This is a genomic window from Cobetia sp. SIMBA_158 (assembly GCF_046566945.1).
In the GTDB taxonomy this organism is placed as follows: domain Bacteria; phylum Pseudomonadota; class Gammaproteobacteria; order Pseudomonadales; family Halomonadaceae; genus Cobetia; species Cobetia amphilecti.
The window spans coordinates 1-254 of the sequence record NZ_JAWJYL010000715.1; the positions used below are offsets into that span (position 1 = coordinate 1).

Genomic DNA, 254 nt, shown 5'->3' on the forward strand with positions numbered 1-254 from the left:
GAACTGTCCTGGGTTTCGTTCCGTTCTACTGATTGAAGGAGAATTGGATCATGCCAACTGTCTATACCCAGGAGTTCAAGCAGCGGGCGTTGCGTTTGATGGAGGATCATCTTCACCACACGCAGTGCTCGCAGTGGTCGGCCGCCCAGGCGGTGGGAACGAAACTTGGGATCTCACCGCATACGATGCGCGGGTGGCTGAAGCAGGCCAGACGTGATGCCGGCACTGAGCCGGGTGCGACAACGGATGAGCTT

At 57.9% G+C, this 254-nt stretch carries 1 pseudogene; it reads left to right on the forward strand.

Annotated elements, in window-relative coordinates:
* Positions 1 to 50: 50 nt before the first annotated feature.
* Positions 51 to 254: pseudogene (locus tag R2R70_RS21690) on the forward strand (IS3 family transposase); the annotation flags it as partial.